Genomic DNA, 23,496 nt, shown 5'->3' with positions numbered 1-23,496 from the left:
AAACGGACAAGCCCGTTTCACGGGACAAAGGAAGAAGGCTTCGCCCACTGGCGGATAATAGGAGAGCGCAAACATGGAAACATCAGCCCCAAGCGGAAAACACGGGTGCAATGGGGTGAATTACGATCACGTCCTGAACTGGTACTTTAAGCAGGCCGATGGGCTCCAGCGCGCGGGCGTAGAAATCCGCTTTTTTCACGGGCAAATTGTTCGTCAAGCCGATCTTGCGGAAGCCAATGCCGAGCCCGAGGAAAAGTATCGGAACGCAGCACTGGACGCGATTTTGGCATGTGAATTTGTCCGGGCAGTTCAAGCCGAAAGGCGTGGTGACAAGCTTCCCACTCTCGAAAAGGTGGAGGGATGGCTATGAGTGGTCCGCAAGTCATGTTCGGCTACCTTGTGAACCCCTATAACGCCACAATCAAGCGGGTTGAAATCGATAGAAGCGCCGAGTTCGAAACTATTACCGCGCTCATCGATTGCCGGTTCTTGGAGCGGTTTGCCATCGATGAAATCCACGATCTCTGGCTTAACGAATATGGATGGCTCGACGGCGCTAGAGCGGCAATCGACCTCAAGAGCTATGAAGGACAATTATTTGCTGGTTCGGGTGTCATTCTGGCGCACAACAGTGCGGGCGAGAGGATATCCCCCACCCTCTCTATTGAAACATTCCGGGCAATGATCGACGCCGTTCAGCCGATCATGTCGGCCAAGTTTCTATCATTTCCAAACGTCAACCTCAGCATGAGAGACAGCATCGTCTCTCTGACAACCCACGCGCAGCGCGTTCCGTTGTCCATCGTCTGATTTTCACAATTCGCATAAGGAGAGAACCCATGACCAACAAGACCACACAGACCCCGGCGATTGACAACGGTTTCACCGTACCGCTTGGCAAGCTCAAGCCATCCGAAAAGAACGTTCGGCGCTACCAGAGCGAAGCGGGGCTTGCCGAACTTGCCACCTCACTGGAGCATCACGGCCAGTTGCAGAACCTCAATGTTCGAAAGGGCGATAAGGGTGTATATGAGGTTGTTGCCGGAGCGCGCCGCTTGGCAGCGCTCAAGCGCCTCATGAGTGAAGGCCGGAGCGTCAAGGGGGTGAAGGTCACGAAGGATTTTCCCGTTCGTGTCGTCAGCGCTGCCGAGAATGATAGCGATATCGAAATCTCACTGGCGGAAAATATCGAGCGCTCCGACATGCACCCCGCCGATGAAATCGAGGCATATAAAAAACTTCACGAAGAAGAAGGGCTTACCCCGGAGCAGATTTCCGACAGATTCGGCATCAGCCATATGACCGTCCGCCGCCGGTTGAAACTGGCGAACGTTTCCCCCCGCATTCTTGAGGAATTTCGTCAGAACAATATGAGCCTTGAGCAAATGCAGGCTCTGGCGCTTTCCGATGATCACGAGGCGCAGGAAAAGGCATGGTTTGAGGCTGAATACAATTGGGCACGCCGCCCGGATACCCTACGCGAACGCCTGACCAACGAGCAGGTACGCGGCAGCGACCGGCTGGTGAAATTCGTTGGGCTCGATGCTTATACCGCCGCAGGTGGTGGCGTTGTTCGTGACCTCTTTTCAGAAGCCGACGAGGTATTTCTTACTGACCGGCAACTACTGCAACGCCTCGCCTTGGAGAAGTTGCAGGCCGCAGCAGCGCAGATCAATGGCGAGGGCTGGAAGTGGGTTATGCCGACTTTGGAAAGCGCCTCCAACTATCAGCGCATTTTCGCGAGGCACACCGATCCGAGCGAAGAAGATCAAGCGAAGCTCGACAAATTACAGGAGCGTAGGAACGGCATCGAGGACGCAGCCACAGAGCTAGACGAGGACTCCACGGAATATCAAACATTGGTCGAGGAATTAGACCTGATCGATGCCGATATTAAAGAAATAAATGCCCGTTACGTCGCATATAATCCGATGGAAAAGGCTGTTGCCGGGGTGTTGGTGTATATCGGGTATGATGGAAAGATCGAAATCGATGAAGGCCGGGTAGCGCCCGAAGATTCGGCGGAATTAGCGCGCGTCCGGAACAAAACCGAACGGATAGAGCTCATCGAGACAATCGACGCCACCAAGCAGGACGATGAACAAGATGGCCCTGCCCTCTCTTTTGCCGTCATTGAAGACTTGACTGCATTGCGCACGGTTGCGCTTCAATTGGCTGTTGCCGAGCGGCCAGATGTGGCGCTTTGCGCTATCATTCATCCGCTGGCTATCCAGCTTTTCTATAAGGATAAGGGATTTTTCGAAAACGCAGTTGAAATCAGCAACGCATTCCGTGGCCCCCGTCAACTGCAAGCCGACAGCAGCAATCATAGTGCATTTGACGCATTGGATGAGCTTCACGAAACTTGGGCGGCAAAAATGCCAGCCGACCGCGCTGCGCTCTGGGATTGGCTTACAGAACAGAACCAAGGCGCACTTATGCAGCTTCTCGCTTATGTGACGAGCCGCGCCGTCAACGCTTGGCAGCATCGGCATACCGGCCATACCCGCCTTGAGATGGCAGACCAAATAGCGGCGGCGGTTTCGCTTGACATGAACAAATGGTGGAAACCATCAGCAGAGTTTTTCAGCCGAGTTCCGAAGAGCATCGCTATCGCAGCGGTTCGAGAAGCCGGGATCAATGAGAGCGTGTGCAAAGGCATGGAGAAAGACACGAAAGCCGACGCCGTGAGCACCACGCTTGAACACCTTCGTGATACCGGCTGGCTACCCCTCTGTTTACGTCCGCGCACTGTTGAGCGAGTGGAAGCGGCAGAGGATGATTTAGACGAAGATATCGCCGCCGCCGCCGAGTGAGTGAATAGGCTGCCCGTTTCTCTCCTTTAGGGCGGCCCGCGCGGCGCAATCGAAGCCTGAAATCGGTTGCGCCGCGTTTCCCTTTCCAACTACAGGCGTGAGCGGCAAAAAATTTCTGGTTTCCGAGAATATACCGTTGCAAAATTGGAATATTCATTTTAATATATTCATATATTCTCAAAGGAATATCCCACACTGGAGGATACCCAATGTCACTGTACATTCGTGATGATGAAGTTGACGCGCTGGCGAGGAAAGTCCTCAAGGCAACGAAAGCGCCAAATAAGACCGAAGCGGTTAGGCGAGCTTTGCAAAACGAACTCGCCCGCGTCGAAGCTACAATACCATTTAGGCAGCGAATACGGAAGCTTCAAGATGAAGTCCGCGAGATTATAGGGCCTAACAAGGTCGAATACGACTTGAAAAAATTCAACGACGAAATGTGGGAAATCTGATGTATCTGGACGCATCCGCAATCGTTGCCATCCTTGCCGAGGAAGAAGACGCAGATTATTTCGCGGCTAAGATCGAGATGAGCAAAAAGCCGATCTTTTACTCCTCGCTTTCGATGTTCGAAGCCGTCATTAATCTGGCGCGGATATTTTCCATTGCTGCGAACGGCGATCAAACCCCGACGCCTCCTGAATTGATCGACAAGGCTCAGGGCATCGTGGAACGATTTCTAGAAACGGCTGGAGCGAAAGAAATGGCTGTCAGCGGCTCGCTTCACCGCAAGGCCATAGAGGCGGCACGAACCTATGGCCGCTTCGTGGCGCATCCCGCGCGCCTCAATTTCGGGGACTGTTTCGCCTACGCTTGCGCCAGGGAATACCGGCTGGCGATGCTATACAAGGGCAACGATTTTTCCAAAACCGACATTGAGGCAGCATAATGCATTTCACCGTGGAACCCACGCCTGATGGAAAATGGACCGTTATCGATCTGGGAACCGGGAAACCCTTTGGCGATCCCGTCCAGACCCTCGAAGAAGCCGCCTATCTCATTCAGGTAGGCGAAGCTTATCACCAGATCGAGCAGCTCGCAGCATGTCGCGGCGCTGCGTGTTCGGCCTAATTTCGGACGGCTGCCAATGAATGAGGACTCGACCGTCTACAGCATTTCTATTGGGGGCGATGACGGTCCCCCATATTTTGCCAGCCTCGCCGCCGCCGAGCCTTCAATGGCGGCAAATGGGCGGCATCGTCAATGGTCGCGATGACTGTTCACCGCTCTGGCAACGGAACCGTGGCGTTGGGAAGGGGGTGACGGTTCCCTCCTCCCCCTTCCCAAACCCATCCCCCTCTCCCCAGGGCGGGAGCGATCTGTGCGCTCTGGGAAACTGAAGCAGATACGGGAACTTCGCGTTGGTAGCCCCTGCCCTCTTCAAGGATGAAATGGCAGGTTCTTAGGCCGGGCCGGATGGAGCGAGCCGGAACGCGCCCTCAATAGCGCCGTAGTGACGGCGAGCGACATCCGGCCCGGTTTGTGGTTAGTTCTTCGCCATGTACTCGCGTACTGCCGTCTCGACTACCGCAACAATCGTCGTATTATTCCTCACGGCATAAAGCTTAAGCTCCATGTGAAATTCCGGAGTGAACGCGATACTCGTCTGTTTCTCCTTGCGTTTATCGGAATGAAGCAGCGCTTGCGCCTTCTTGCGTATTGACCGCTCGCTTTTAGGCTTCATGACGGCCGGTCCTTCCTCAGACGGTTTCACCGGCTGAGGGATGGATCGAACAGGTTCATCAAGGTTCAGTTCTGATAAAATATCGTTTACGTCTCTAACTGGCATGTCAGGCAACCTTTGTCGTATGACCGGCAATAAGGCCGGTCATTTCGTCGGTGAATTCTTTAATCTCTTTTTTGCAATTTTTGATGCTATCGTTCATTTCCCTCCCCTTTTTGCTGCTATCGCTCACTTCTTTAAGCGAAGGAATTGATCCGTATCGTTTGAGCATTTCAGAATAGAAACCGCGTTTCCATATGAGGCGTTCAGCTGCCAGCACGTTCATTTGCTTTGCAATCTCCGATCTTTGCTTCACATATGGGTTGTGAACGTCAGGCGCGGTGATGCGATTAGGAGAGAGAACTATTTTGGGATCGATTGGTTCGCTCTTTCGAATGCGATCCAAGATTTTAAACGTTTTTAATAGATTGACCCAATCATCATCAGTTGTTGCATAAGGCAAGATAATCAGTTCAGACGCTTCAGCCACCGGCAAAATCATTTCTGTTTTCGCACCTTGAACATCGAACAGAATATAATCGACCTTGCCACGCAGGTGTTGAATAACGGGCGAAATGTGGCTCAATTGCTCAATCTCTTTGAATCCAACATTCGGGATTTTATTGCCTCGCTGCTCTGCGTTCGCGATCCATTCTGCGCAGCTTCCTTGAGGGTCGGTATCAAGGATTACAACCGTGTTTCCCTCATGAGCGAGTTGTGATGCAAGGATGCGGATTGTGGTCGATTTCCCCGAGCCGCCCTTTGTCGAAATTGCCGATATGGTTTTAGTCATTTCCGTTTTGCCCTCTTTCATTCAGTAGCCATTTGAGACGGATTTGCATCCGCCTCCTAAGGCTCGGTGTTTAAATGACCGTATGAATACCGATCCATACGTTCAAATGACCACATGAACACCGTTTTACCTATTCATATAAACACCGGAAACGGTAAATAGCGAAATACCGGAGCATATGGATAACGAACCATATGATAACCGCTATCGGTAAAAAAACAATTACCGATTTATATGAACGCCTTAATCGGTAAACATGTGAATACAGCGACATATGAGAACCGATAAACCGCGTTGAATTAACATAGAAACAGCGAAACACCAATTAGCCGAGAATGGTATTTACCGATAACGGGGAAACGGTATTTGCTTATTGATAGTTGTGAATAGATTGCGATAGTGTCCTTTTGGGTGAGTATGGAAAATCGGAAAGTCACGAGTAAATGGGTGTATTGTTTCTGATGGCAGGATAGGGATTTATGTGATACAAAATCCCGGAACCGCTCTGAGCGCGGTTCAGATTGCCGCTCTGAGCGCGGCAGAAGAAAGAGAAGGGCAAGGACGCCAAATGGCCGGTAAGCGAAAGGATATTGTCTTTCACGTTCGAATGTCGGCTGACGAGAAAGCCGAATTCGAACAGCTAGCGGACCAGTTTGGGTTATCAATAGCTGAAGCAATCCGCCGCGCAGTTCGCGCTGCAATGGGTTACGGTCCAGTGCTTACTGACCGTGACAGAAATCGCTTCGACGCGATTTATCAGGAGCTGAACTCTATCGGTGTGAACGTGAACCAAGCCGTTCGAGCCATGAACACTGGCCGCGTTCCCGACGATGCCGAGATCAGGTCAATGCTCGTCAGCTTGTCAAACTCACTTACCGCTCTGGGTGAATTGTACGTCATGCAGGCTGCGAAGGCCCGAACCCGTGCCAAGCGAGTGATGGCCGATGGCTGAAATCTTCAATCCATTCACGACGACACCAGACTTCGAGGATGGCGACTTCGGTTCGGAGGAATTGGCCGTTGCGCAGCGGAAAGCATTTCAAGCCTACGCTGCCATCGCGACGCTGCAATCGGGAGCGCCAGTTTTCACAAACTCCAAGCTAACTGGCGGCGGGGGAGGGGCGGGGGGGAAACCAATCCCACCTAAGCCAGTGTCCGGAAAGGCCGGCGCAAAGCCGAAGAAAGCTTCCGGCCAGCCCAGGGGGACGAACGCAGTTGCGGTCAGTTCGCCGTCAGCCAATGCCATGAAGGCCGTGACTAACAATACGTCGCGCGGGATCGCCACGACGATGATTGTCGATATCGGATTCAAGAACGAAAAGGAGTGGGAAGAACCTCTTGAAGTGAAAAAAGGAGGCGGCGGGGGGGGTAAGTCCAAGAGCTTCGGTCGCCGCAAGCGGAACGCACGTCCGGAGGGCCACCCAAAGCCGCAGCGCCCACAGCCCATCAACGAGATAATCCGAAAAGCCGTTGGCGAGACGCCGCGCGCGCTTGGTCCAGTCATGACGCCCGAAAAGCGTATGACGGCGCTTGCATCGGGAGCTCAGGCGTCAGTGGTCAAAATGATCAGTGTCGGCGGGGGGCGAACGTCAGCCTCCAACATGGTGGCATACAATTCCCGCGAAGCAGCCATGCCGCTTGAGCGAGAGAATGGCGAGATGGTGACGACGAAGGCGGAGCAGTCCGCCATGCTCGACGAGTGGGAAGCGCTGTTCGACAAACGCGAACCCTCCAAGGATGCGGTGACATTGACGGTCACGATCGCGGGGGAGGGCGCGGCCTCTGCCGTAAGAGAAGCGCTGGAGGACATTTACAAGGATCAGCGCCTGGCGATTGGCGAAACGACCGACGCCGAGGGAAGGCAACAGATCGTCGTCGTCATGTCGATAGCGTCAGCAGGCAAGGGCCGGATCAAGACGACCGATCAGGCCCTTGAGAAGGTGCATGAACAGTTGCGCGAGCGGCTTGGCGCCGCCGCACCGCACCTATCTCTCGAGTACGGCAAAGCGACCCATGGCGTTGCCGGGCTGACGAAAGAGCTTGATGCCGCCGTGAAACGCGCCGGCACGCTCACCAGTGGCCGCGACGGGGAAATCAACGCCGAGAACATCCAGGCCGTGGCTAAGGGCTGGGAAAAGGATCTTCGCTCATATGGTCCTCGCGATGTGATGCACATCGCAATCAGCGCGAAGGCCGGGACGGACCAATCCGCATTCCTCGAGGCTGTTCGAGACTTCCTTGGTCACGAGTTTGCCGAACATAAATATGCCTTTGCGCTTCATGGGCCTCATGACACGGCAATCGATAAGCGGACGCAGGAATCCAAGGCAACCGATCATGTGCATGTCCATGCCATGATCGTCATGCGGTCCATATCGGGCCGGAAGCTCGACCCCAACATCAGGGATTTCCAGCGCTGGCGTGAGAACATGGCGCATTTCGCCCAGGAGCGAGGTATCAACATGGTCGCCACGCGCCGCGCCGAAAATGTCAACGCGCCGAATTTCACAAAGGCCGAGCATGAAGCCGTTAAGGCCAATGTCGCCGGCGAGACGATCAGGAAGAAGGTGAAGACGAAGCAGGATCGTGAGCCCGTCATGCCACGCCAGCCGGCGGGCGTCCTGGCCGCAGGGCAGGGCAGGGCCGCATTGGAAACGGTTCTCAAAGAGGCCGGCAAGAGCGGCGACAATGTTGTAAGCATCGCCGCGCTGCAAATGGCGAAGCGCCATGATGCGGCATTCACAGAAGCCAAGCTTGGCAATGTCCAGTTGGATAGGCTGGACGCTGCAGCGCAAGTCATTTCCTCCTTGACCGCTCTTTCGGAAATGCTTCAGCAGGATTCCCGCCGCACTTTGGACGCCCCTCAGCGGAAGGTGCTGGAAAGCTCCCTCGACCGCTATCAGCAAATTGTGGGCAAGATTTCGGAATCGATGCGCGGAGATCCGCAGCTCAAGGCCGCGTTCGATGACAAGACACGCGCGGCGCTTGACGCACTCTTTCAGCCGGAAAGGAGCCGGACACATGAGCGCGACAAGGCAGCAGAGCCGAGCAAATTGGCGAGCGTCGAGCCACGCGCCGAGGATAAGGCAACCCGCGATTTCTCGAGAGACGCTGTTACGCTGAACGTCACAATCGACGGCGGGACGGATATTGCCAAAGTCCGCAATGCCTTGAAAGAGGTCTATAGGGAACAGCGCCTCGTCATGGGCGACGCCCTCGACGGCGAAGGGCGGCAACAGCTCGTCGTCGTCATGTCGATTGCATCGACAGGCAAGGGCCGGATCAAGACGACAGACCATGCCCTAGAAAAAGTACGTGATCAGTTGCGCGAAAAGCTTGGCGACGCCGGCGCATCACGCTTGTCCCTCGAATACGGAAAAGCAGTCCATGGCGTTGCCGGCCTGGCGAAGGAGATGGAGGCGGCGGCGAACCGTGCCGGCACGCTTACCGGGCCGCGAGATAAGGAAATCACCGCCGAAAACGTTCAGGCCGCGGCGAAGAAATGGGAACGGGATCTCCGCACCTCCATCCGCAAGCGGGCTCAGGAAAGCGATGGGATTGAGAATGAGGATTCGGTTTCACAGAAGCCGCAACCCGGGCGAATGGACGATCATCCGACAGTGGAGAGAAAAAGGCCGCCACGGTAGAAAGCGTATGGAAAAATTTATAACATCTAATAAGCTCTGATGGCAGACAAAGATGGAGAGTTAAGTGGTCGGGCAGCAAGAGAACCAAGCAGTTGACATGCAGGCAGAAGCCATAACGCATCGGGACATGGAGCAAGGGCAACGTTTAGGCCGCGCTGTGAAGGAAGTCTGGGGCATTGAAGGTGATGCAGAACATATGTCGTTACCAGCAAGCTCTATCAGCCCTAAGGAACAAATGATTGCTGCTGGCTCGAGTGGTTTACCAATCCCTCAAGAAGCAATGACCGATCGTGTGCTCTTGAATTATTACGCGGAAGGATTGAATACCCTGGATATCCGCTTACAAGATGCAGCGCCAGAAATCCGCTCAGACATAGCACATTTGCAAAAGGCTCTTGCCAATGCAAAATCAGAAATTCAGAACGAGCCAAAGCTGGAAGCAGCTGACTATTATTGGGTAGATAATTTTGCGAAAGACGACGTGGCAAAATATGGTCGTGAACAAGCCGCAGCGGCCCATCGGGCACTAGATAAAATAGCACAGGCCGACATAGCCATAGCAGAAACAATCGAGCGTGGAGACGATCCCACGCGCTATCAGGCTGAGAAGCAATCTGCCACCAGCCAAGCCGCCCTCCTCGCCGTGTCCGGAAATCAAATTTTGCGGAATGAAGCTCAGGGTATTCCTGAACTCCAGGTGGCGATAGAAACCATTGAGCGCGGGCATAGGGAAAATGAAAGTTCGATCAATCAGAATACGAATTCACAGACTGGCCCGATAGCGGAAAAGTATGCAAGGATCGAAAAAGAACATGCGTACAATGATGATGGGGATAGGGAATTTGCAGGCTGGACCGTTATGGACACCACGCTCGATGCCGTGGGCGAATTCCATGATAATTTTACTGAGGACACTCCCTACGAACATGTTGTGAAAGCCATAAAGGATCAGGGTTTTACAATTGAGACGCGAAAAGAGAGCGAGCGCCGTCATGAGCTCCTTGCTACGAACCAAGAAGGAGCTAAGTTTTCCGATGAAGCCAATGACATGAACGCTCCTGTTCAGCAGGTTTCCGGTTTTTCCAATGTGATGCAACGGATTGTCAAAGTCGTTGAGAAGATTTCAGATTCGATGCGTGGTGATCCGCAAATGAAAGCGGCCTTTGACGAAAAAATGCAAGCGCATGTGAAATCGCTATCGGTCGCGGCATCGAGGGAAACCCAGGCGCAGAAGCCCGCACAAAATTCGCAAAATGCTGAGGCTCAAATCGGAGTGAACCAAGAGCAAGTACATACGCGGCCGCAAGCGCAAGGCCGCTCACGTTAAACCGAAAGGGCAATTCGAATGGCGCAGACAGCAGCACTGGAAAGTTCTCTCGACCGTTATCAGCAAATTGTTGGTAAGATTTCAGAATCCATGCGTAGCGATCCGCAACTCAAGGCGGCGTTCGATGAAAAATCGCGTCCAGCGATCGATGCTATCGCTTCAGCGGGGGAGGGAAATACGAAAGACCGCGACCTGGCAGGAGCGGAGCGGGCGAGGGCTCAGCAAGCGCAGGCGGCCGAGAATGCGGAAGCCCATGAGCGCGCTGCGCGTACCGCCATTGACCCGGCGACAGCACGTGATAACGCGGATAAGGCAAGGCAGTTTCGCGCCATTGGCGCCCGAGCTGGAGTGGCGGCTGAATCGGCCGAAGCCAATTTACGTGCCGCCGGTGATGATACCCACCAGATTCGCGAGCGCGCGGAGCAAATCGTCAGGGGCGATGAATATCGACCCGATGTTGCAATTTCTTCGCAGAACACCGATAATGATCACAGGCGGACACTGGAGCATGTGAACGCGGCCCGTAAACCTGAAAAACGGCGCACGCTATAGGCGAGGAACAGCCCATGAACTGGAAAGACGAAGCAAACCCGCTGCTGATGCAATATCAGATGCAGCAGAACCCGACAAATAGAGGCGTTTCCGGGCTGGAAACCCTCGTAGCTATCGCGTTTTGCCTTTTGGTGCTCAGTTACCTTTTTAGTTGAGTTTTCAACGCTGGCCTACTCCGTGGGACTGGCGTTGCTATTAAGCACCTGCCTCATTCGCAACCAAATTCACAATCGCCTCATGCTCATCCTTGAGCTCTTGGATAAGCGATAGCGTGTATTCTTTGTCTTCAATAAGATCGCTCGCTTCGACCGCGGTTTCGAAATATCCGGCATCCCCCACAAGCGCATTGAGCTTTCCGTACAGCGCTTCATAATCGACGGTATCCGCCTCACCGCTGTCAAGAAATGCCGCCTTTGCCGCATATTCTTTTTGCGCTGACTTGTCGCCGCTTTCATCGCTCGTTGGGAGTACTGCTTTCTCCTTCGGCAGCGGCTTTTCCGATGAGCGCCGCGCCCAGGAAGGCATGAACGGCGCCAGTGCTTCTAATGGCGGGATCTGAAGAGTCACGCCGAGGGCGCCATTCTTCATCTTGATATATTTCTTTGTTCGGTCTGCAAGAATCTTGTCGCAAATGAACGGAGCGGCATTGGTCTTCAGGATGAGCAGATGGTTTCTGTTCCAGGCATAAAGTTCATTCGGACGGAACAAAGGCCGCGCCATCGAATGTTCTGCCACTGTCTTTTGAGGAATGCCCCCGAATGGTTTTAGCTGACGGCTTGTCGTTTCATACCCCTGAGTGGTCGATCCGGTCTTCTTCGTTACGAGATCCACCGTGGGCTCGTCATTGAAAGAGCAAAAAAGCTGAAGCGCGCACGATCCCAAAATCGATTCTCGGCCGGACCGCGTGAATTGCTCATCGATCTGCGCGACACCTTGAGACACCAGACAGATGCGAATGTCTCGGTCACGGGCGAACGGCAGCTGCTTGATAATACTGTTGATGCGGCCGAGCTGGTAAAACTCGTCGATCATGAAAAGAATCTTATTTTCGTCGGGCTGACGATAGGCTCGATTGACGAAGGAATTTACCTGCTCGAGGAAGAGTTTCAGCAGTTGGGAGAAAATCTCGATTTGCCCCGTATCGATCACGAGGTAGATGGCCGAGCGCTCTTGCCGCAGCGATTCAATCCTGATGGCATTGTCGCCCGATTTCGTCAGCGCTTCGACCGCTGGATTCTGCCAAGGCTTAAGATGCGTGTTCAGCGTTGATCGAATGCTACCCGCCTCTTCGCTGGGGATCGCCATGAATTCAGTCAAACGCGCCCGCGTATAATCGCTAATTCCTTCCTCGTCGCGCATGGCCTTGAGCGTATCAATGAAATTGTCGCGCACGCTGAACAAGCGAACAATCGTCCCCAACGTGCGGGCATTTTCACATTCCTTCGATTCCAAAACGTAGGAAATCATGCCAGCGACAAGCATCTGAGCACTGGTATTCCAGTGAGCGCTTTTCGGATCGAGCACCGGGATAAGCAAGCTCGCTAACGCCTGAATATCCGTGATCCTGGCTATGCCGCCGCGGATCATATCCAGAGGATTATAGGTGTGGGAATTCTCGAAACCGGGTCCGAAAAGATATACCTTATCACCCTTCTGCTTCCGGATTTTCGCGGTGCGCTCGTATAGCGTGCCTTTGAAGTCCAGCGCAATGAAGGTCCCCTCCCATTCAATGAGGTTTGGGATGACGAAACATTCTGTTTTTCCTGAATTCGTCGGACCTATCACAGCGACATGTGATTGATCTTCGTCTCTCAGGAGCTGGTTGCCCGCTCGTCCGAGAAGCAATCCTCCTTTGGCCTTCAGCCCTTTCTTCTTCAATTCTCGGCGCTCTAGGAACCTTGCGTTGCCGTGGAGATCTTCGGATTTTTTTTTGAGCAGGGCGATAGCCGTGCCAGTCGCTGCAGCAGCCGTTATGGCCGTCGCGCCAGCCGCAGTGGTGACGAAGAAATTGGAGGTGCCTTGGCTGAAAAGATTTTGCAGTGACGGCCAATGCTGCCAGGCGTCGATCATCGGCGCCCATGGCGTATCGCCCATCCTTCCGAACAACGAATCCCGAGTGGCAGCCATACCGTATTGAGCGATCCGGCGCAGATCATAGATGGCAGCATAGGTCGCATTCCAAACAACCCCGCTTGCCGCTGCGATAAAGCCGCCGGCAACAATTGTTTCCGGCTTCACCATCACAAGAGCCTTTCCGCCGCTAGATAATAAATGTCAGACACGCCGCGAAAATCTATACCCGTCTCCTCGTCCTCCCAGCGGGAAAGCTGAATGACGATCGGTATCACCGATTTCACATATCCCATGATATCATCTGCACGCAGGCCAAGATTGGCCTGGAGGGCCATAAGCACGAGCTGGTGAAATGCCATTTCAGTGGAGTCAGCGTGAATCGTGCTGATCGAGCCAGGGTGGCCAGTGTTGACAGCACGAAGAAATGTGAATGCCTCCTCGCCACGGAGCTCGCCAAGGAAAATGCGGTCAGGACGCATCCGAAGCGATGCTTCAAGCAAATCCTGTATCGTCACCTTCGCTTGGCCCTGCTCGCCCTTAGAAGCAAGGAGCGACACCCAATTGCTTTGCGGGGGTTTCAATTCCCTCACATCTTCAATGGTCAGTATCCGCTCCCTGGGTGAGACCGATTTCAAGAGCATGTTCAAGAATGTGGTCTTGCCCGTGCTGGTCCCTCCAGATAGCAGAATCGAGATTTTGCTTTTGATGGCGAGCTCAAGGAAATCTGCAAACAGCCCTTCACGAAGGTAGCCGATCAGTTCCTTTTCGTGAGCGGGCAGGAGAGAGGCTTTTTCCGATCCGATATTGACCTTCTGATAGCGGCGAACCGTGCGAGAAAATGCGCCACGATTCACATAATCGGCCATGCTCATGTCTTGAATGACCTGCTTGCGGATCGTGATCGATCCGCCATACGGAGCTGCAGGCGGTAAGATTGCCTGAAAGCGAGAACCATCAGGCAATGTTGCCGAAAGGATTGGCTTCTCGGCCGCGACGGCTTGCTTCGTAGCCGCCGCAACCCGTCGCGCAATGTGCATCACTTCCTTCTCAGATAGTGCCGGTACGCTGTGCTCTTCCATACCTGCGCCGCCGATGCGCTCCACGAACACTACCCCCGGCTTATTGATGCAGATTTCAACCACATCAGGCTGATTCAGCCATTTTTCCACGGGCTGAAGCGCGTCAGCCAGCACATATGAGGTTTGTTTTAAAGTCTCAACGGCATCTTCATTTATAGACATGCTGGTTTCCCAATTCCCGCATTTTCTCGCGAACTGGATCTTCATACAGCGCTGAGAAATCGAGATCGCGACGCACAAAGATCATGATCCGTTCGCCCTGATTGACGAAGATCGTCGGCTTTATCTGCATGGAATTCTTGAGCGCTTCGTTCGCCATTTCCTGAACTGATTGGCTGATAGTCCGGGCCGCGATTTCCCGCGCTTCATTCCTGCTGTTGTTGCCGTCAATCGTCGTGGTGATGGTTTCGCCCGTGACGGGATCGATCCGCGAAATAGTTTGCGACGGCGGGCTCGCTTCCTGGCCGAGGGTTGCGAGAAATTGCGTACCGCCGCCGATCAGCGTCAGGAGCATAGCACCACCATATCGCTCAATGACGTGATGATCGACCTTGCCAGTCATTCCGGATCGACCGAGCGTATCCGTTCCAATCGATCCGATCTGAACACTTACGCCGTCAGATCGAACGACCCGGTTCCAAGCGATAAGAACGCGCGTCTGTCCTTGCTGAATCGCAGAGCTATATTCTCCAATCAGCCTCGAGCCACGAGGCAACAGAATACGGCGACCGTCAAAGGACCAAACATCTTCTGAAATCACCGCTCGAACTGAGCCAGGTAGATCCGATTGAATGGCGGTTTCAAGAACACCCTTGATCATCGTACCTTCGACAATATAGGCATCTGTTCTATCGATCTTGCCGGCAACTGAGACAGCGACCCCTTTTCGAGCCTGCTTATCGAGGAACGCCATGTTAGCCTCGGAATTCACATCTTCGGTTACGGCTGAACCTGGATTAATTCCGTCTCCAAGCCCATCTCCACCCGCGTCATTCGAACCTGTGCTCCCTACGTTGATGAGTTGGTCTGAACGTAACCGTTTCCAACGCTCTTCCTCTTCTTTCGAATTATCAACTTGAGCTGGTTCCCCTGAGACGGATACCGGCGCCGGCGCCGCCGGCGCTTCCATTGGCGGCGGCGCTACAACCGCCTCTTGAACAGGCGGAGTTGCCGGCGCGCTTGGAGCAACGAGAGGTGGGGGAGGCGCAACGTTTGCTTCCGGCTCCATGACAACGCGGTTATCCGAAGCGGGTGACTCTGTCACTTGTGCCGGCGGCACTGTTGGCGGAATCGGAGTGGTGGTGCTAAAGGCTTCCGTGTCCGGATCGGTCAAACGCCGAGGCGGAGTATCGTCCTTGGTCAAGAACCATATGCCGCCGATACCGGCTATAGCCGCCAGAGCCATTACCGGAATCGGAACCGACTTGCGGCCTCCGCCTCCTGGCGACCGACGTTCAGCGCTTATATCGCTACTTGCCGCGATTTGCCGATATTCTTCTTCGCTGAGTGCCATCTTATCACCTATCTGGATTTACGGGACCGCTCTTGGCAAGCGCCCGTCCGCCCAATCCGGATTGGATTTTGCGCGGCGCAGCAACAGCATCGACGGAAGGTTTCGGATTGTCAGATGGAGCCCGCAGATTGAAAACACACGTCACGACATTGCCGTTACGCATGGTCCACTGGAAATTCACACGGTCAACGACGATGAACTCTTTTTCGCGACGAAAATTTACGAGCGTCTCGCGCCGATCTCCATCAACAGCGTAGATTGCCGGTACATCGCCGGTAAATTTGAAAAAGGTCTTCACGCCGTCATCGAACACGGCGGCGGGCTTCGCCCCATCGTCGCCTTTATAGGCATAATCGGTGTTGGTGTTCGCCACATCGAGGTTGGATAGGTTCGGGCTTTCTACCGCCGCCTTTGCTTCCGCCAGAAGCTTGGCGTTATATTGCTCCTCTGGATAAAGGAACCGGATTTTAAATGTCTGCTCGCTCCTGCTGGTGGAGGAATTCGAAGATAGGTCAAACGAATAAATGCGTCGATTGGTGACGACATTCATGTTTGATCGCGCGTTTTTCTCGACCGGCTTGATGAAAATAATGTTCTTCTTGCTATTCGGAACCACCTGCCAGGCAACGGAATCTCCGAGCGTGATTGTTTCCACCATCTCATTGTCACCAAAGACAATCATGGTGGAGATGCCATAGGTGGCAGTGATGCCTACCACATCATCGGCCTTGTAAACGACAGTGCGAATCCGTGGGTCATAGCGACCGCCGGCGGGCTTTCTTTCTGCCATCGCGGGAGTGAATGCCATCGTCGCCGCAATGCCGGCGAGAAGAAGAATGCGGAATTTTTTCATGGTCCAACCGTCCGCGGCGCGTCGTTCACAGACTCCTGATCCCGACGATATTCAAATACCTGAAAGCCTAGAGGATTATCAAAACGCAGTTCATTTTTCATAGGAGCGGTTGAATAGCGGAAGCGCACCGTTGCCACATAATGGCTGATGGTTTTTTGTGTGTCGTCTATCCGTTCAGTCGAAAACCGAACGGTTGCGGTCCTTTCGTTGAGCAACGACACGGATTTCACATTGACGTTTATGCGCGCCGAGCGTCCGAGAATTTTTTGCGGTGCTTGCGGATTTGCTTCGCTGTAGAGAGCCTCGTAATCCTTGGCAGCCCGGCCCGTCGAAAGCAGGAGCGTCAGCTGATAGTCGCGGCCTAGACCATTGTAATCATAAGTCTCGCGCGCCCGGATATAACGCACAATATTCGCCTGCGTAACCGCAGCGTCATCCGCGAGAGCTCCCGGCTTTAGCGCTCGCGCGATTTCGAGATAACCAGTCGTTTTGTCCTGAACGATCAGGTACGGTTCGTATGTCTGCAATGGGATGAGGGATGCCAGCGCCACTGCTTCCACCAGCGCAATAAGCACAGCAGATCCGGCAACCGCCCATGCCAAGCGCCTACTCGCCACGGCGCTCCGATAAACTGATTTTTCCCACGTCTCCCCCTGCTGGTAGTATGACCGCTCTACCATCGAGTCAGACTCTTTTCCCGCAGCGGGGCCTTGCGGCTCCACTTTCTTTTTCCTGAACATCAATGACCCCTGTTAATTTCTATTGTTTTGGATCGCGGAGGTGATTGCCGAACCGCGTCTTCTCGCACCGTCTATGCCGGCGCTAATTGCGTTTGCCATGCGCTGATCTGCCATGCGCTGCTGGCGGGCATGGGTTCCCCATATCCGATTACGATTCGCCGATCCGATTTTACCCAAAGCAGACCGCGCCGAATTAAGGGATGATACGCCCATGGATTGGCCAACATTTGCAGAAATGCCACCTGATACCATCGACGCGAGCGTGGGCACCTGAAGAAAAACAAACGCGCCCAGAACGCAAAGGAAGAGATATTCCGCAGCATCCCGTAGCATGATTGACAGGTCATCAGCTGCAACCTTCACGCTTTCGATTGTGTTCCAGCCGATACCAAGCACCAGGCCGAGAATTGCGTATCCAATCATCAAGGTACACATGGTTGTGAATAGAGCGCCAATCCACGAAAAGAACCAATTCCTCGACCATTCGAAAGCAACCAAACCAATGAAGATTGGGCCGAGTGCAAGAAGCACGAAAGCGATCATTTTCGCCATCGCGACGACAAAAAAGCCTGAAACTACGAAGATGATATTTGCTAATGCCAAAAGCCCGGCAACCAGAAATGCGCCCATCGAACGGATACCACCCTTTGCGAAAGCCGCTCGAACTGCTTCCCATCCGGTGTCCCAAGCGGTCTGCAATGCGCTTTCCGCTCCCGTTGACACGTTGCCAGCGGCAAAACCCTTGAACAGGGTATTCCCCACCGATTCCGGCACATCAATGACGATATCGTAAATGAAAACCTGATAGTTCGCCCAAGCCGACAATCCCACCATGATCAACATAATGACGGATAATCGCTTGAATACCTCACCAAGGCTTACATTCGACATGCCGAGCATCACCCGAATGCCGTAGTAAGCGACGGAAATCGCAAAAAAGATTTTCAGGGATGCAATGACTGGCGCCGACAGCGAGCTATAGGCCGACTGGACATAAGTGGAGCCTACCGTATCGACCTTATTCATGATCTCAGTTATGAAGTCGCCCACGCCGATTACTCCCCAGCCGGTGCCGGCTCTCTGTTCAATGGGCGAAGAGGGCCGCAATCGCGTTCATCCAAGCCGAGCGCGTCAAATGGCGTCGGATGCGAAGTCTGACCCTCGAAAAATTGCGTCACGTTCCGCGGAACGTCACTGCTTGAACAAGGAGCCTTCAGCTCCCTATGTCCGCAAGCCGAGAGCGCTGTCATTACAGCGACCAGCAACCCGATATTCCCCACTTTCATAATTTTCCCACCTCGTCAGTAATTCAGAAGGTCAGCGGTCCCGCTTTCCTCAGCAAGCTGCTTCATAAGTTTGCTCTGTTCAGCAGCGCCCAGCGCCGTGACCGCGCCGATGGCTTCATTTGTCGTTTGCGCGGTTTGCAGCTGCATCTGCGTATTCATGTCGATCGAGCCCTTAATGTCTTTCGACTGCCCGATCTGGCCGCCCGCGTTCTGGAACTGCGATGTTCTGTTCGCCACAGCCGCTTGTGATCCGGAGACAATACCGGCAAGTGACGTCGCCATGTTCAGCGCGCTTTCATATCCGGCCTGGTTCGATGAACTCTTCGCCATGCCCTCTTTGCCCGAAAGCGATTTCACAAGTTTCATGCCGTTGATCAACGTCGAGGCGAGCTTTTGAAAATCGCCGCCAAGATTTCCCCAATTCATCGAGCCGCCAGCGAGCACGTCAGAAAATGTCGGGGCTTGCCCGAAGCTAAAACCGCCGCCAAGCGCGGCATTGGCGAAGCTCGAACCGTCCTGGCGGTTGCCCGTGACGGCCTCGAGGATGCTCTTGGTCTGCTGCTTGATAAGATCGTTCGATTCCAGAATCGTTTGTGTATTCTTGGTGGTTTGGATCGTTTCCTTATGAACCGCCGAGTCGTAGGTTGGGACCTGGGCCACACCCGGCACCGCCGAGATGGCAAGGACCGCAACACTCAAAGCACTTTTTTTCAAGTTCCTCATTTCGCGTTCCTTCCTCACTGCTTCGAGGCCCGCGCAGCGGCCTCATCCTTCATCTGGCGCAACCGTTCGGTTATCGCTTCATTGGATAGATCATTGCCTTGATCAGCCGGATTTCCGCCTGTTGGGACCATTTTCACGGTCTCGCCTGTCTGTTCGTCAACATATCGCCAAGTTCCGTCAGCGCCGAGGATTTTCCACCGGCGCTCGAGCTGATCATAGACGGCCTTCACATCGTCTTTCCGACGACGGGGCTTTTTCACAGAATTTGTCAGCGCTGACGTTTCGGAATCGTCGGTCAAGTCGCTCATAAGAGCCACCTGCTTGTACAGCATGAAAAGCGCCAACGCCTCATTCAGCCCGTTCCAGTTTTGAGCTACCAGCAAGCGCGCCTGAGAATTCCGGTCCCACGACTGAATATCAGTTTCAGTCGTGCCGACCGCGGCCGCTTGCTCTGCAATGCGCTGCGTCATCGTCGCTGTATTCTGCTGGATTTGGGTAATCCCTGCCTGGCCCGCGCCAACAGTGTTCACATTGAGCTCGTCCATGCTGAAGCGGCCTCCCTGATAGCCGCCCAGGGATTTACTGAAAATCGGATACCAGCGATTAGATACCTTGTTGGCGTAATCGAGCGTTTTTGGCCATGAGCCAGGAATGGCCGTCTGTTCACGCCATACCTTGTGGTCGTAGCCAGAATGATAGCCGCCCGCGATGTGATAATTGCTGCCGCCGGCAATCTGCGAGCCTTCCTTGAGATAAAGGCATCCGGCTAGAATATTCTGATCCTCGTTCTTGCCGTTGTATGTTCCAAGACCAGCCTTTGTGAACATACGCTGCCCGGTTCGCGGAAGAACTTGCATAACGCCTTCTGCCCGCTCCCCGCCTGAATGCGGAGTCGTCGGCGCCACGCAATTCTGGTTGAATCGGCTTTCCTGATAAGCAATTGACATGCCCAAGGCGGGATCGACACCGACGCTCGAGCAGGTGTTGGCGATCTTCGCCGCCACATCAGCGCGTTTTGCCAATGCATCTTTTGGGCTTAAACCCCAGGCACAGGCAACGCCCTTCGTGCTCTCAGATTGCCCTTTCTTGATTTCGACACTCTTGAGCCAATGGTTCTTTTCGCCCGTCACTTCCTTTTCGACCGCAGCATCCGTAGTCGGCACCTGAGCGGCGGCGCTCAGGTGCGACGATGCAAAAGCCGCAATCACAAAGGCAGCCTTCTTCATGTGTCATCCTCCTTCAGCCGACCTTGCTCGCTCGCCAAATTCTCGCGGCCAAACATCAGGATCGGAAGCCATTGAGAAACATCATCTTGGAATTCGTCGCGCAGCCTGTCCATTTCGGCCAAGCTATCCTTATCTGCCGAGAGAACCTTCAGGACTTCCGGCATACCCTTGAGATTTAGACGGGCGACAACCGAATCCAGGCCGTGCTTGATCAGGAAGGCGCGCTCATTCTTTGGCGTCTTGAGAATCCATTCATATTCGCGAGCCGTCAGCTTAAACCGCGTCCGATGGACACGTTCGTCAGCGTCGGGGTTCGGAAAGAAAATTTTCGTTTGCGTCTGCTGGATCAGTTCATCGGCTTCATTGCTCTTGATTATGTCCTGGCCTGATTGTGTGCCAATGCCGATGATCCCGTTGAGCTTTCGGATCGTCTTCAATTTGTCGAGCAGGAATTGCGGGAAATACTCATCGCGAAGATATTTCCAGCCCTCGTCAATGAAAAATGCCGTTGGCGGTCCATCTTCCCGTAGCTTCTGTTCACAGCGATGGAAGATATACATCAAAGAGGCCGTGCGGATGCGCCCAGCATCCAGCACTTCCGTCATATCGAAACCGATCACGCGCGGATTTACGGTAAAGCTATCCATCGGATTGTTGAACAACCAGCCCCTGCGCTCATGATCTACCCATTCATCAAAGCGAGAAGCCAGATCGCCCGACTGCTTGATCTGATGGCCTTGCAGCAGTTCATGGAAATTTTCACAAGTCCGATGCTCGCGCTGATAGGTCATAATCTTGGCAATGGAATCGCGAACAATATCCGCTTCCACTGATGCAAGCCTCTCCTGCCCCTGATCGAGGCAAAGATATTCGACGAGTTTAAAGAGGAATTCCCGATTTTGCGGCGTATTGTCCAATTGAAAAGGATTGAAGCCCGTGGGCTGCCCCATTTTCAATGTTTCATAATACCCGCCCAAGGCGCGGATCATGATTTCGCCGCCCCGGTCCTTGTCAAAGAATACGAGGTTAGGGGAGGGGCTGATCCGTTCTAATTGAGAAATCACAAAGCCTTGCAACACGGTCTTGCCGGTTCCAGTTGGGCCGATGATGAAAAAATTACCGGGCGGCCGGTCGCCGCCCTTTTCATGGAAGTTGAAGAAATATGGTGTGAGGGAAGTCGTCTCGAGGAGGGAAACCGGCGTGTTCCAGCGCGGCCCTTTGCGTTCACCATTCGGATAATTGTGAAATGAGGAAAAGCCCATGACCTCCAGCGAGCTAATCATCGCATTTCGTGCGATATAGCTATTATTGCCTGGAAGTTGCGCCCAATAGCAATTCTCCATATTCACGTCCTCGCGGACGGGAACGATGCCGACCTCTGAAAGCCCGGTCATCACTTCATCAACGCCACGTTCGAGCCCTGACAGATCACGGGACAGACAGCAGACCGTCAAGTGATGGTCGCCATAGGTTGCGATGCCGCTCATGAGGCGGTCTTTGGCGTTCGCCACATCGTCAACGAGCGCGCTCTCGCCATCGTCGCCGGCGGCGAGCTGGCCGCTTTGCTTCTCGATTTTAGCGCGCGCCTCGTCCCGCTCGAACACCGAGAACGATTGCGTCAGGATGAATTCGCGATTGAGCTTCAATAGCCGGTCCAGCATACCCGCCGCTACGCCGGTCGGGTATTCCTTGATCGACAGCATCGCACCGAACCAACTATCATTGATGCTCCGGCCTTGCAGCGCAAAAGCCCGCTTCTGAAACAGCGGGCGATGTGTTGGCAGATAGCCATCCAAGCTCATTCGGGGAAGGCGAAGTTGATGATCGTGCGGCCCATTCACCAGTTGGGAAAGGAATTCACAAGGTTCCGAATAGAACGCCCCATTGCGCTCGCAAACACTCAGAATCTGCGGCCTGTATGGGGCAAATTGCTCAGTGAAGCGCCCTAAGACCTCCTTAAGGTCAGAGATGCGCTCGCTTTCCAGCTCGGCTGAAACGTCCGTTGTCGCGCCGCGAAGAAGATTGGTGAAACTTTCGATTGCCCCCATCTTGCCAATAGCGGGCTTGCGCACGATCGTCAGGTAAAGCTCATTGGTGAACATGGACCGCTCTTTGAGCGATGCCATGTATCGATCATTCACATATTTCGCGAAATCCGACTGAAACTCACCCAGAAGATCCGGCTTGATGCGCTTGCGAATAATGTGGGAATAAATCGCCCACCGGCTGCTGTTCAGCGACCGGATGAAGGTGTTCCGCTGCTCAAGCAGCGTGTTCAGTGTCCGATTGTCCGCCGTCTGAAACGAAAAGCCGTTCATCCGGATCACGCCAATGTATTGGTCGTGTTTGGTTTTAACAATGTGATCGGTGACATGCCGGATGAACGGGATATGACGCGCCGAAGGCGCTTCCCGTCGAGCGACACCAGAATATTCAAGGTCGAGAGCTAGCCGATTAAACAACATCGCGTCCTACGGTAAGTATGAATTTCCGCCCCAGAAACTGAAGTTCTTTACGAACCATCCCTTTCTCATTTTGAGAAAGCATATATCGATGAACCGATGGTCCCAGACCTGCAAGGCATATCCGATTGCATGAAGCACAGGATACATCAGAAGCGTGCGCAAATCTTCGGAGAAGATGAACACGATACCGACGATCATTGCGCAGAAGGCCGCAAATTGAAGCGGAACCCCCTTGAACGTCGCGGGCCGTGTCAGGCCGATGACGATTGGGTAAAACTCCAACTCGGTATCCTGAGTATAATGATCGTCGGCCATGCTTTATGCTCCGCTGGCGAACATATCGACGATCTGTGCGCGGCCAAAAATGATCGCAATACCGAGGATGACGCCGAAGAACCAAAACCATGAAATCCGGTTGAACATGGCGGCAAAGCCCGTTCCTGCCAATGCGATACCCGCAATGGTTTTCGCGAATGTGCCGCCAATCCAGCTATCGACAGTGCTTGCTGCGTTGTCGAGGGATTCAAGCGTCTGAGCCAGCGCCGGCTCCGCGAACATAACCGCAATGCTGGCAGCGCCGACAGCGAGCGCCGCCATCTTCGCAACCTGTTCCTTGTCGCGCGTCTTCGCGAACGAATAGGCTTTGATCGTCTGATCGGTAAGCCATCCCATGCTTT

At 53.8% G+C, this 23,496-nt stretch carries 24 protein-coding genes; 11 read left to right on the top strand and 13 right to left on the bottom strand.

The features are described 5' to 3' along the window. Positions 1-73: 73 nt before the first annotated feature. The 6 genes from IEX53_RS20995 to IEX53_RS20970 all read left to right on the top strand — a co-directional run bounded on the left by IEX53_RS20995 (position 74) and on the right by IEX53_RS20970 (position 3,890). Positions 74-370, top strand: a complete 297-nt coding sequence (locus IEX53_RS20995) for a hypothetical protein (protein ID WP_188826142.1) — start codon at positions 74-76, stop codon at positions 368-370. Beyond that, positions 367-810, top strand: coding sequence for a hypothetical protein (locus tag IEX53_RS20990; RefSeq protein ID WP_188826141.1), 444 nt, complete (start codon positions 367-369; stop codon positions 808-810). Before IEX53_RS20995 ends, IEX53_RS20990 begins: the two co-directional genes overlap by 4 nt. Positions 811-839: 29 nt before the next feature. After that, positions 840-2,816 carry a ParB/RepB/Spo0J family partition protein gene (locus IEX53_RS20985; protein ID WP_188826140.1) on the top strand — a complete coding sequence of 659 codons (1,977 nt, stop codon included), beginning with the start codon at positions 840-842 and terminating at the stop codon, positions 2,814-2,816. Between the two features lie 209 nt (positions 2,817-3,025). Continuing rightward, entirely contained in the window at positions 3,026-3,271 is a 246-nt protein-coding gene (locus IEX53_RS20980; protein WP_188826139.1) for a type II toxin-antitoxin system VapB family antitoxin, read from the top strand. Further along, complete coding sequence (locus tag IEX53_RS20975) at positions 3,271-3,708, top strand: type II toxin-antitoxin system VapC family toxin (protein WP_188826138.1); 438 nt, start codon at positions 3,271-3,273, stop codon at positions 3,706-3,708. The genes IEX53_RS20980 and IEX53_RS20975 overlap by 1 nt, the downstream gene beginning before the upstream one ends. Beyond that, positions 3,708-3,890: a hypothetical protein gene (locus IEX53_RS20970; RefSeq protein WP_188826137.1), complete on the top strand. Its 183-nt coding sequence runs from the start codon at positions 3,708-3,710 to the stop codon at positions 3,888-3,890. Before IEX53_RS20975 ends, IEX53_RS20970 begins: the two co-directional genes overlap by 1 nt. 415 nt (positions 3,891-4,305) lie before the next feature. Here IEX53_RS20970 and IEX53_RS20965 read toward each other — a convergent pair whose 3' ends face one another. Together IEX53_RS20965 and IEX53_RS20960 are read right to left on the bottom strand one after the other, a co-directional pair. Then, on the bottom strand, positions 4,306-4,608 hold the full coding sequence (locus IEX53_RS20965; RefSeq protein WP_188826136.1) for a hypothetical protein: 303 nt from the start codon (positions 4,606-4,608) through the stop codon (positions 4,306-4,308). Between the two features lies 1 nt (position 4,609). Continuing rightward, a complete protein-coding gene (locus IEX53_RS20960) occupies positions 4,610-5,356 on the bottom strand; it encodes a ParA family protein (protein ID WP_188826135.1) in 747 nt (248 codons plus the stop codon). Positions 5,357-5,816: 460 nt separating this feature from the next. On the opposite strand from IEX53_RS20960, the gene IEX53_RS20955 reads away from it, so the two are divergent. The 5 genes from IEX53_RS20955 to IEX53_RS20935 all read left to right on the top strand — a co-directional run bounded on the left by IEX53_RS20955 (position 5,817) and on the right by IEX53_RS20935 (position 11,016). Next, positions 5,817-6,287, top strand: coding sequence for a plasmid mobilization protein (locus IEX53_RS20955; RefSeq protein ID WP_188826134.1), 471 nt, complete (start codon positions 5,817-5,819; stop codon positions 6,285-6,287). A 292-nt stretch (positions 6,288-6,579) separates the two neighbouring features. Next, complete coding sequence (locus tag IEX53_RS20950) at positions 6,580-8,982, top strand: relaxase/mobilization nuclease domain-containing protein (RefSeq protein WP_188826133.1); 2,403 nt, start codon at positions 6,580-6,582, stop codon at positions 8,980-8,982. Between the two features lie 64 nt (positions 8,983-9,046). Further along, complete coding sequence (locus tag IEX53_RS20945) at positions 9,047-10,309, top strand: hypothetical protein (RefSeq protein WP_188826132.1); 1,263 nt, start codon at positions 9,047-9,049, stop codon at positions 10,307-10,309. Between the two features lie 18 nt (positions 10,310-10,327). Further along, the gene (locus IEX53_RS20940; protein ID WP_188826131.1) at positions 10,328-10,861 is read left to right on the top strand and encodes a hypothetical protein; all 534 of its coding nucleotides are present in this window, start codon (positions 10,328-10,330) and stop codon (positions 10,859-10,861) included. A gap of 14 nt (positions 10,862-10,875) precedes the next feature. Then, positions 10,876-11,016, top strand: coding sequence for a hypothetical protein (locus IEX53_RS20935; RefSeq protein ID WP_188826130.1), 141 nt, complete (start codon positions 10,876-10,878; stop codon positions 11,014-11,016). Between the two features lie 40 nt (positions 11,017-11,056). Here the strand turns inward: IEX53_RS20935 and IEX53_RS20930 are convergent, their stop codons facing one another. The 11 genes from IEX53_RS20930 to IEX53_RS20880 all read right to left on the bottom strand — a co-directional run bounded on the left by IEX53_RS20930 (position 11,057) and on the right by IEX53_RS20880 (position 23,491). Next, on the bottom strand, positions 11,057-13,102 hold the full coding sequence (locus tag IEX53_RS20930) for a type IV secretory system conjugative DNA transfer family protein (RefSeq protein ID WP_188826129.1): 2,046 nt from the start codon (positions 13,100-13,102) through the stop codon (positions 11,057-11,059). Then, the gene (gene virB11, locus IEX53_RS20925; protein ID WP_188826128.1) at positions 13,102-14,175 is read right to left on the bottom strand and encodes a P-type DNA transfer ATPase VirB11; all 1,074 of its coding nucleotides are present in this window, start codon (positions 14,173-14,175) and stop codon (positions 13,102-13,104) included. Before virB11 ends, IEX53_RS20930 begins: the two co-directional genes overlap by 1 nt. Next, positions 14,162-15,526, bottom strand: coding sequence for a type IV secretion system protein VirB10 (gene virB10 / locus IEX53_RS20920; protein ID WP_188826127.1), 1,365 nt, complete (start codon positions 15,524-15,526; stop codon positions 14,162-14,164). The genes virB11 and virB10 overlap by 14 nt, the downstream gene beginning before the upstream one ends. A gap of 4 nt (positions 15,527-15,530) precedes the next feature. Then, on the bottom strand, positions 15,531-16,379 hold the full coding sequence (gene virB9, locus IEX53_RS20915; protein ID WP_188826126.1) for a P-type conjugative transfer protein VirB9: 849 nt from the start codon (positions 16,377-16,379) through the stop codon (positions 15,531-15,533). Next, complete coding sequence (locus tag IEX53_RS20910) at positions 16,376-17,119, bottom strand: VirB8 family type IV secretion system protein (protein WP_236016302.1); 744 nt, start codon at positions 17,117-17,119, stop codon at positions 16,376-16,378. The genes virB9 and IEX53_RS20910 overlap by 4 nt, the downstream gene beginning before the upstream one ends. Before the next feature lie 12 nt (positions 17,120-17,131). After that, the gene (locus IEX53_RS20905) at positions 17,132-18,169 is read right to left on the bottom strand and encodes a TrbL/VirB6 family protein (protein WP_188826125.1); all 1,038 of its coding nucleotides are present in this window, start codon (positions 18,167-18,169) and stop codon (positions 17,132-17,134) included. A gap of 251 nt (positions 18,170-18,420) precedes the next feature. Beyond that, complete coding sequence (locus tag IEX53_RS20900) at positions 18,421-19,128, bottom strand: type IV secretion system protein (protein WP_188826124.1); 708 nt, start codon at positions 19,126-19,128, stop codon at positions 18,421-18,423. 14 nt (positions 19,129-19,142) lie between these two features. Continuing rightward, positions 19,143-20,354 carry a lytic transglycosylase domain-containing protein gene (locus IEX53_RS20895; protein WP_188826123.1) on the bottom strand — a complete coding sequence of 404 codons (1,212 nt, stop codon included), beginning with the start codon at positions 20,352-20,354 and terminating at the stop codon, positions 19,143-19,145. Continuing rightward, positions 20,351-22,819: a VirB4 family type IV secretion/conjugal transfer ATPase gene (locus tag IEX53_RS20890; protein ID WP_188826122.1), complete on the bottom strand. Its 2,469-nt coding sequence runs from the start codon at positions 22,817-22,819 to the stop codon at positions 20,351-20,353. The genes IEX53_RS20895 and IEX53_RS20890 overlap by 4 nt, the downstream gene beginning before the upstream one ends. Before the next feature lie 6 nt (positions 22,820-22,825). Next, positions 22,826-23,134 carry a VirB3 family type IV secretion system protein gene (locus tag IEX53_RS20885; RefSeq protein ID WP_188826121.1) on the bottom strand — a complete coding sequence of 103 codons (309 nt, stop codon included), beginning with the start codon at positions 23,132-23,134 and terminating at the stop codon, positions 22,826-22,828. A 3-nt stretch (positions 23,135-23,137) separates the two neighbouring features. Then, positions 23,138-23,491, bottom strand: coding sequence for a TrbC/VirB2 family protein (locus IEX53_RS20880; protein ID WP_188826120.1), 354 nt, complete (start codon positions 23,489-23,491; stop codon positions 23,138-23,140). Between the last annotated feature and the right edge of the window lie 5 nt (positions 23,492-23,496).

It is taken from the genome of Paramesorhizobium endophyticum (genome assembly GCF_014640615.1).
GTDB lineage: Bacteria > Pseudomonadota > Alphaproteobacteria > Rhizobiales > Rhizobiaceae > Paramesorhizobium > Paramesorhizobium endophyticum.
This window is presented reverse-complemented; position numbering and strand designations above follow the sequence as displayed.

What these genes read in the sequence shown, in the direction of transcription:
- virB9 (WP_188826126.1), bottom strand. Translation starts at nt 16,379, where the DNA reads ATGAAAAAATTCCGCATTCTTCTTCTCGCCGGCATTGCGGCGACGATG.
- IEX53_RS20980 (WP_188826139.1), top strand. Translation starts at nt 3,026, where the DNA reads ATGTCACTGTACATTCGTGATGATGAAGTTGACGCGCTGGCGAGGAAA.
- IEX53_RS20950 (WP_188826133.1), top strand. Translation starts at nt 6,580, where the DNA reads ATGAAGGCCGTGACTAACAATACGTCGCGCGGGATCGCCACGACGATG.
- IEX53_RS20935 (WP_188826130.1), top strand. Translation starts at nt 10,876, where the DNA reads ATGAACTGGAAAGACGAAGCAAACCCGCTGCTGATGCAATATCAGATG.
- IEX53_RS20975 (WP_188826138.1), top strand. Translation starts at nt 3,271, where the DNA reads ATGTATCTGGACGCATCCGCAATCGTTGCCATCCTTGCCGAGGAAGAA.
- IEX53_RS20910 (WP_236016302.1), bottom strand. Translation starts at nt 17,119, where the DNA reads ATGTTCAGGAAAAAGAAAGTGGAGCCGCAAGGCCCCGCTGCGGGAAAA.
- IEX53_RS20895 (WP_188826123.1), bottom strand. Translation starts at nt 20,354, where the DNA reads ATGAAGAAGGCTGCCTTTGTGATTGCGGCTTTTGCATCGTCGCACCTG.
- IEX53_RS20965 (WP_188826136.1), bottom strand. Translation starts at nt 4,608, where the DNA reads ATGCCAGTTAGAGACGTAAACGATATTTTATCAGAACTGAACCTTGAT.
- IEX53_RS20995 (WP_188826142.1), top strand. Translation starts at nt 74, where the DNA reads ATGGAAACATCAGCCCCAAGCGGAAAACACGGGTGCAATGGGGTGAAT.
- IEX53_RS20960 (WP_188826135.1), bottom strand. Translation starts at nt 5,356, where the DNA reads ATGAAAGAGGGCAAAACGGAAATGACTAAAACCATATCGGCAATTTCG.
- IEX53_RS20885 (WP_188826121.1), bottom strand. Translation starts at nt 23,134, where the DNA reads ATGGCCGACGATCATTATACTCAGGATACCGAGTTGGAGTTTTACCCA.
- IEX53_RS20880 (WP_188826120.1), bottom strand. Translation starts at nt 23,491, where the DNA reads ATGGGATGGCTTACCGATCAGACGATCAAAGCCTATTCGTTCGCGAAG.
- virB11 (WP_188826128.1), bottom strand. Translation starts at nt 14,175, where the DNA reads ATGTCTATAAATGAAGATGCCGTTGAGACTTTAAAACAAACCTCATAT.
- IEX53_RS20970 (WP_188826137.1), top strand. Translation starts at nt 3,708, where the DNA reads ATGCATTTCACCGTGGAACCCACGCCTGATGGAAAATGGACCGTTATC.
- virB10 (WP_188826127.1), bottom strand. Translation starts at nt 15,526, where the DNA reads ATGGCACTCAGCGAAGAAGAATATCGGCAAATCGCGGCAAGTAGCGAT.
- IEX53_RS20900 (WP_188826124.1), bottom strand. Translation starts at nt 19,128, where the DNA reads ATGAGGAACTTGAAAAAAAGTGCTTTGAGTGTTGCGGTCCTTGCCATC.
- IEX53_RS20990 (WP_188826141.1), top strand. Translation starts at nt 367, where the DNA reads ATGAGTGGTCCGCAAGTCATGTTCGGCTACCTTGTGAACCCCTATAAC.
- IEX53_RS20940 (WP_188826131.1), top strand. Translation starts at nt 10,328, where the DNA reads ATGGCGCAGACAGCAGCACTGGAAAGTTCTCTCGACCGTTATCAGCAA.
- IEX53_RS20890 (WP_188826122.1), bottom strand. Translation starts at nt 22,819, where the DNA reads ATGTTGTTTAATCGGCTAGCTCTCGACCTTGAATATTCTGGTGTCGCT.
- IEX53_RS20985 (WP_188826140.1), top strand. Translation starts at nt 840, where the DNA reads ATGACCAACAAGACCACACAGACCCCGGCGATTGACAACGGTTTCACC.
- IEX53_RS20930 (WP_188826129.1), bottom strand. Translation starts at nt 13,102, where the DNA reads ATGGTGAAGCCGGAAACAATTGTTGCCGGCGGCTTTATCGCAGCGGCA.